The organism is Mycobacterium sp. NAZ190054, assembly GCF_001545925.1.
GTDB lineage: Bacteria > Actinomycetota > Actinomycetes > Mycobacteriales > Mycobacteriaceae > Mycobacterium.
Genome location: NZ_LMVQ01000219.1, coordinates 1 through 6,177, shown reverse-complemented (window position 1 = coordinate 6,177; position 6,177 = coordinate 1). Strand labels below are relative to the sequence as shown.

7 protein-coding genes and 1 pseudogene are annotated in these 6,177 nt (G+C 70.1%); 4 read left to right on the top strand and 4 right to left on the bottom strand.

Annotation, left to right across the window (positions count from 1 at the left end):
- Nucleotides 1-139: pseudogene (locus ASJ79_RS33980) on the top strand (ABC transporter ATP-binding protein); the annotation flags it as partial.
- Nucleotides 140-324: 185 nt separating this feature from the next.
- Nucleotides 325-1,350, top strand: a complete 1,026-nt coding sequence (locus tag ASJ79_RS16080; RefSeq protein WP_067956930.1) for an NAD(P)H-dependent glycerol-3-phosphate dehydrogenase — start codon at nt 325-327, stop codon at nt 1,348-1,350.
- 3 nt (nt 1,351-1,353) lie between these two features.
- Here ASJ79_RS16080 and ASJ79_RS16075 read toward each other — a convergent pair whose 3' ends face one another.
- The 3 genes from ASJ79_RS16075 to grcC1 all read right to left on the bottom strand — a co-directional run bounded on the left by ASJ79_RS16075 (nt 1,354) and on the right by grcC1 (nt 3,895).
- On the bottom strand, nt 1,354-1,887 hold the full coding sequence (locus ASJ79_RS16075) for a hypothetical protein (protein ID WP_067956926.1): 534 nt from the start codon (nt 1,885-1,887) through the stop codon (nt 1,354-1,356).
- A 43-nt stretch (nt 1,888-1,930) separates the two neighbouring features.
- Nucleotides 1,931-2,809 (bottom strand): zinc metalloprotease HtpX, encoded by an 879-nt coding sequence (htpX, locus tag ASJ79_RS16070; protein ID WP_067956923.1) that lies wholly within the window; start codon nt 2,807-2,809, stop codon nt 1,931-1,933.
- Nucleotides 2,810-2,887: 78 nt separating this feature from the next.
- Nucleotides 2,888-3,895 (bottom strand): nonaprenyl/(2E,6E)-farnesyl/geranylgeranyl diphosphat synthase, encoded by a 1,008-nt coding sequence (gene grcC1 / locus ASJ79_RS16065; RefSeq protein ID WP_197420239.1) that lies wholly within the window; start codon nt 3,893-3,895, stop codon nt 2,888-2,890.
- A 21-nt stretch (nt 3,896-3,916) separates the two neighbouring features.
- Here grcC1 and menJ point away from each other — a divergent pair, with 21 nt between their 5' ends.
- Nucleotides 3,917-5,191, top strand: coding sequence for a menaquinone reductase (menJ, locus tag ASJ79_RS16060; protein ID WP_067956917.1), 1,275 nt, complete (start codon nt 3,917-3,919; stop codon nt 5,189-5,191).
- An 85-nt stretch (nt 5,192-5,276) separates the two neighbouring features.
- Nucleotides 5,277-5,714, top strand: a complete 438-nt coding sequence (locus tag ASJ79_RS16055) for a hypothetical protein (RefSeq protein ID WP_067956914.1) — start codon at nt 5,277-5,279, stop codon at nt 5,712-5,714.
- Between the two features lie 57 nt (nt 5,715-5,771).
- Here ASJ79_RS16055 and ASJ79_RS16050 read toward each other — a convergent pair.
- A partial coding sequence (locus ASJ79_RS16050; RefSeq protein ID WP_156448477.1) for a ubiquinone/menaquinone biosynthesis methyltransferase occupies nt 5,772-6,177 on the bottom strand: 406 nt, incomplete at its 5' end.

Here is a 6,177-nt window from a genome sequence, read left to right as displayed (position 1 = left end):
CGGCCTGGTGTTCCAGGACCCATTCTCGTCGCTGAACCCCCGTGGCCGCGTGGGCGATTCGATCGCAGAACCCCTGGTGGTGCACAAACTGGCCGACGGCAAAGCGGCCCGGCGACGGCGCGTCGAGCTCATCGATCTTGGCGCCCAGCTCGTCCGCCGCGGCCGTCAGGCTGCGCAGGTTCGAGGCTTCGACCGTCGATACCGTGAACGGCAACACCAACCCCCTCAGCAGTCGGATCCCATTATCGCCGCCGCGCGGGCACGGTCGGTGCACCTCTTCCAAACCGGCCTCGCGCCGCGCTTCCCGCCCTAATGTGATGTTCCATGGCACCAGCGCAGCGCGAACCCAACGTCGTCGTCCTCGGAGGCGGATCGTGGGGCACCACCGTCGCCTCCATCTGCGCCAGGCGCGGGCCGACGCTGCAGTGGGTACGCTCCGAGGAGACCGCCGCCGACATCAACGAGAAACACCGCAACTCGAAATACCTTGGCGACGAAGTGGAATTGGCGCACACGCTGCGCGCCACCACCGACTTCACCGAAGCGGCCGAGTGCGCCGACGTGATCGTGATGGGCGTCCCGTCGCACGGGTTCCGCGGCGTACTGACCGAGCTGGCGACCCAGCTGCGGCCGTGGGTGCCGGTGGTGTCGCTGGTGAAGGGCCTCGAGCAGGGCACCAACTACCGGATGAGCCAGATCGTCGACGAGGTCCTGCCCGGGCATCCGGCCGGAATCCTGGCCGGGCCCAACATCGCCCGCGAGGTCGCCGAGGGCTATGCCGCGGCCGCCGTGCTCGCGATGCCCGACCAGCACCTGGCGGCCAACCTCGCACAGTTGTTCCGCACCAAGCGGTTCCGTACCTACACCTCCGACGACGTCGTCGGTGTCGAGATGGCCGGCGCGCTCAAGAACGTCTACGCGATCGCCGTCGGCATGGGCTACTCACTGGGCATCGGGGAGAACACCCGGGCCATGGTGATGGCCCGGGCCGTCGCCGAAATGTCGAAGCTCGGGGTGGCGATGGGCGGCAACCGCGAAACCTTCGCGGGGGTGGCCGGCATGGGCGACCTGATCGTGACGTGCACGTCCCAGCGCAGCCGCAACCGTCACGTGGGTGAGCAGCTCGGCCGGGGCAAGACCATCGAGGAGATCATCGCGGCGATGAACCAGGTGGCCGAGGGCGTCAAAGCCGCCAGCGTGATCATGGAGTTCGCCGAGAAGTTCGGCATCTCGATGCCGATCGCCCGGGAGGTCGACGGGGTGGTCAACCACGGCTCGACCGTCGAGCAGGCCTACCGCGGGCTGATGGCCGAAAAGCCCGGCCACGAGGTGCACGGCTCGGGGTTCTGAGCCCTAGTTGAAGTACGGGTTGGTGCCTTCGGGCCGCGCCAGCAGCGGGTTGACCTCGTTGACGATCCACGACCCGCCCGGGCTCACGACGAAGCCGGCCTGATTGCGGCTGTCGACACACGCGGTCAGCGTGCCGTCACCGCCGCAGCTGACGGTGCCGAAGCTCAGCCGGGTGTTCGGCGGCAGCTCGTTGACCGGGCCGCCGAAGATCGGCGCCGGGGTGGACGCCCAGCCGGGCACACCACCGGAAACCCCGCTGACCAGGTTCGCGCCCTGCGGCGCACCCGGCAGCACGCCGTTGCAGCCGTAGCCGCCCGAACGCTGCAGCATGCAGGTCAGCCCGTTGGAGCTGAACCCGTACGCGGTGCCTTCCAGCACCGCGTAGTCCTTCGGGTTGGCCGGCGGGTAGGCGTTGATGTTCGGTGCGGGCGGAGGCGGCGGCGGTGCCGGCTGGGCGGCCGCCAGACCGGATGCGTTGAGGACACCGGCCGCGGCGACAGCCACGGCACCGACTGCGATTCTGCTGCGCACGTTCACAGCCTAGATGTCGCCGCAGCGGTGAGCAGTGTTAGCCGGTGGGTCAGTAGCGGCCCGGACCGCGCCCGGCCATCGCCTCCAGCCGGGCGATCCGATCGGCGACCGGCGGATGCGTCGAGAACAGCTTGCCGATCTTCTCGCCGGCCCGGAACGGGTTGGCGATCATCAGGTGCGCCTGGTCGGCCAGCTGCGGCTCCGGCGGCAGCGGAGCCCGCTCCACCCCGACGCTGATCTTGCGCAGCGCGCTGGCCAACGCCAGCGGATCACCCGTCAGCTCGGCACCGGACTGGTCGGCCTGGTACTCCCGCGACCGCGACACCGCCAGCCGGATCACCGTCGCGGCGATCGGCCCGAGCAGCGAGACAAGAAGAATCGCAAAGGGATTGGCGCCGCCCTCGCGGTTGCCGCCGAACATGCTGGCGAAGAACGCCAGGTTGGCCAGCGCGGTGATCACCGACGCCATCGCGCCGGCCACACACGAGATCAGGATGTCGCGGTTGTACACGTGGGACAGCTCGTGGCCCAGCACGGCGCGCAGTTCGCGCTCGTTGAGCAGATGCAGGATGCCCGTGGTGCAGCACACCGCGGCGTTGCGCGGGTTGCGGCCGGTGGCGAACGCGTTCGGCGCCGCGGTGTCGCTGATGTAGAGCCGCGGCATCGGCTGGCGCGCCGTGGTGGCGAGTTCGCGCACGATCCGGTACATCACCGGCGCCTGCATCTCGTTGACGGGCTGGGCGTGCATCGCCCGCAGCGCCAGCTTGTCGCTGTTGAAGTACACGTAGGCGTTCATGCCGATGGCGAACAGCACCGCCAGGAACATGATGTTGCGCCCGAACATGGCGCCGACGCCGACGATCAGACCTGAGAACAGCACCAGCAACAGGAACGTCTTGGCCCTGTTGGCGTGCGGATGCCAAGTCACTAGGGAGTCCTCCTCATCACACCTGCATGAGACTTCGCCGAGACAACGCCTGACCGCCCCGTTCCGGTTCCGCGCGCGTCAACCGTGCCGGTTGATGGTGTACTGCACCAGCGTCGCCAGCGCCTGCCGACCGGGCCCGGCGGGCAGCTGCGCGAGCTCCTCCTCGGCCTCGCGGGCGTACGCGGCGACGGTCTGCTTGGCCTTCTTCATGCCCTCGGAGGCGCGCAGCAGGCGCAGCGCCTCGGCCACGTCGTCGTCGTCGGTGACCGGGTGGGCCAGGAGTTCCCGCAGCCGGTCGGCGTCCGGACCCGTCTCGCGCAGTGCGTACAGCACCGGCAACGTGTGCACGCCCTCGCGCAGGTCGGTGCCCGGCACCTTGCCGGACTCCTCGGGGTCGCTGTCGATGTCGATGATGTCGTCGGAGATCTGGAACGCGGTGCCGACGATGCCGCCGAGGCGCGCCAACCGCTCGATCTGCTCCTCGTCGGCGCCCGAGAACGTCGCCCCGAACCGTCCGGAGGCCGAGATCAGGCAGGCCGTCTTCTCGTAGACCACCTTCAGGTAGTGGTCGACCGAATCCACGTGGTCGGCGGCGCCGCGCGTCTCCCGCATCTGGCCGGTGACCAGCAGCGCGAAGGTGTCGGCGATGATCCGCACCGCGTCGGGACCCAGCCTGCTGACCAGGCGGGAGGCCGTCGCGAACAGGTAGTCACCGGCCAGGATCGCGATGTTGTTGCCCCAGCGGGCGTTGGCGCTGACCGCACCGCGGCGGACCTGCGCCTCGTCCATCACGTCGTCGTGGTACAGCGTGGCCAGGTGCACCAGTTCGATGACCGCGCCCGCGACCGTGACCTGCCAGGAGTCCGGCTCGGGGCCCAGTTGCGCCGACAGCACGGTGAACAGCGGGCGGAACCGCTTGCCGCCGGCCTGGAACAGGTGCTGGACGGCCTCGGACATCAGCTCGTCGGCCTTGCCGAGCTCCTCGGACATCAGAGCCTCGATCCGGGCAACTCCGTCGCGGACGTCCTGGGCGAACTCAGCGTCGCCGAAGTCCACTCCCGCCACCACGTTCGCCGGTGTCCTCACAAAGCCAACATACTGTGAGCTATGGACTCGGCGGAGGACAGTGTGCCCGCACCCGACGGGCAGGCGGCGATACGGGAATCGTCGAGCGCCGACGTCGTGGTCGTCGGGGCCGGACCGGCGGGCGCGTCGGCGGCGGCCTGGGCCGCCCGGGCCGGCCGCGACGTGCTGGTGATCGACTCCGCGCACTTCCCACGTGACAAGGCGTGCGGCGACGGGCTGACCCCACGGGCGGTGGCGGAGCTGCGCCGGCTGGGGCTGCAGTCGTGGCTGGACGGCCGGATCGCGCACCGCGGTCTGCGGATGTCCGGGTTCGGCGCCGACGTCGAGGTGCCCTGGCCCGGGCCGTCGTTCCCGTCGTCGAGCAGCGCGGTGCCGCGCACCGAACTGGACGAGCGGATCCGGCTCGTCGCCGTCGACGACGGCGCGAAGATGAAGCTCGGCGTCAAGGCGGTGTCGGTGGAGAAGGATTCCGCGGGCCGGGTGACGGGCGTGGTGCTGGACTCCGGTGAGGTGGTGCGCTGCGCGGACTTGATCGTCGCCGACGGGGCACGGTCGACGCTCGGACGCGTGCTGGGGCGCCAGTGGCACAAGGAGACGGTGTACGGCGTGGCGATCCGCGGGTACATCGCGACCCCGCGCAGCGACGAGCCGTGGATCACGTCGCATCTGGAGCTGCGCTCCCCCACCGGCGAGGTGCTGCCGGGGTACGGCTGGATCTTCCCGCTCGGCAACGGCGAGGTGAACATCGGCGTCGGCGCGCTGGCGACGTCGAAGCGGCCCGCCGACGCGGGCCTGCGGCCGCTGATGAACTACTACACCGGGCTGCGCCGCGACGAATGGGGCTTCGAGGGTGATCCGCGGGCCGGGCTGTCGGCGCTGCTGCCGATGGGTGGCGCCGTCTCCGGGGTGGCCGGGCCGAACTGGATGCTGATCGGCGACGCGGCGGCGTGTGTGAACCCGCTCAACGGCGAGGGTATCGACTACGGGCTGGAGACGGGCCGGCTGGCGGCGTCGCTGCTCGGTTCGGGCCCGTACTCGGCGGCCTGGCCGGCGGTGCTGCACGAGCACTACGCGCGCGGGTTCTCGATCGCGCGGCGGCTGGCGCTGTTGTTGACGTTCCCGCGGTTCCTGCCCGCGGCGGGGCCGGTGGCGATGCGGTCGTCGGCGCTGATGAAGGCCGCCGTGCGGGTGATGGGCAACTTCGTCACCGACGAGGACGCGGATCTGGTGGCGCGGGCCTGGCGGGGTGCGGGCAGGCTGTCGCGCCGGATGGATGCCCGCCGCCCATTCAGTTGACCTCACTGGTTGCGCGAGCGTGCGGGTCTGCGGGCGACACGCCGTCCCCGTCGGTTACTTCGCGCACGCTCGTCAGGCGACAGCGGTGACGTCCGTCTACCGCGCTCCGATGCGATCGCGCCGAGACGACATCGACTCTGGGCTGGCATTCGAGCGTGCACTGTCGTTGGCACTCTGCGGATTCGGCCGATTCGGCGATTCTGAGAGGCTGACGCGCCGCGTGCAGCGTTTCGCCGACGCCGCCGACGGGTCGTTCGTGTGGACCCGTGACGGCGACGGGTGGTACTGGTTGGGCCGCATCGACGGCCCGTACTTCTACGACACCGACGGCGAGGACGTCGACCTCGTCCACGTCCGTCCGTGCACGTGGCTCGGCACCCCCGTTCCCGAATCACGTTGCCCCGCAGCCGTCGTCGCGACGTTCGGGCGCGGAGGACGCAACTTCCAACAGATCCACGACGACCGCGTCGGCGAGGAATCGACGCGGCTGTGGCGGGAACTGAGCGGTGGCGAGGGTGCGTGATGTCGCGGATTTTCGCGGCGTGTCGGCCGCAGACTCGCACGCTCGCGGGAAATAGGGTCAGGCTTTGGTGGCGGCGTGCAGCGCGACGATCCCGCCGGTCAGGTTGCGCCAGCGGACCTTCGACCAGCCGGCCGCCTCGATACGCCGGGCGAGCTCGCGCTGATCCGGCCAGGCCCGGATCGACTCCGCCAGATACACATACGCATCCGGGTTGGACGACACCGCCGACGCCATCGCCGGCAGCGCCCGCATCAGGTACTCCTTGTACACCGTCGAGAACAACGCGTTCGTCGGCGTGGAGAACTCGCACACCACCAGCCGCCCACCCGGTTTGGTCACCCGCGCCATCTCCCGCAGCCCAGCCGTATGGTCGACGACATTGCGCAGGCCGAAGCTGATCGTCACCGCGTCGAAGGACTCGTCGGCGAACGGTAGCCGCGTCGCGTCCCCGGCCACCTTCGGC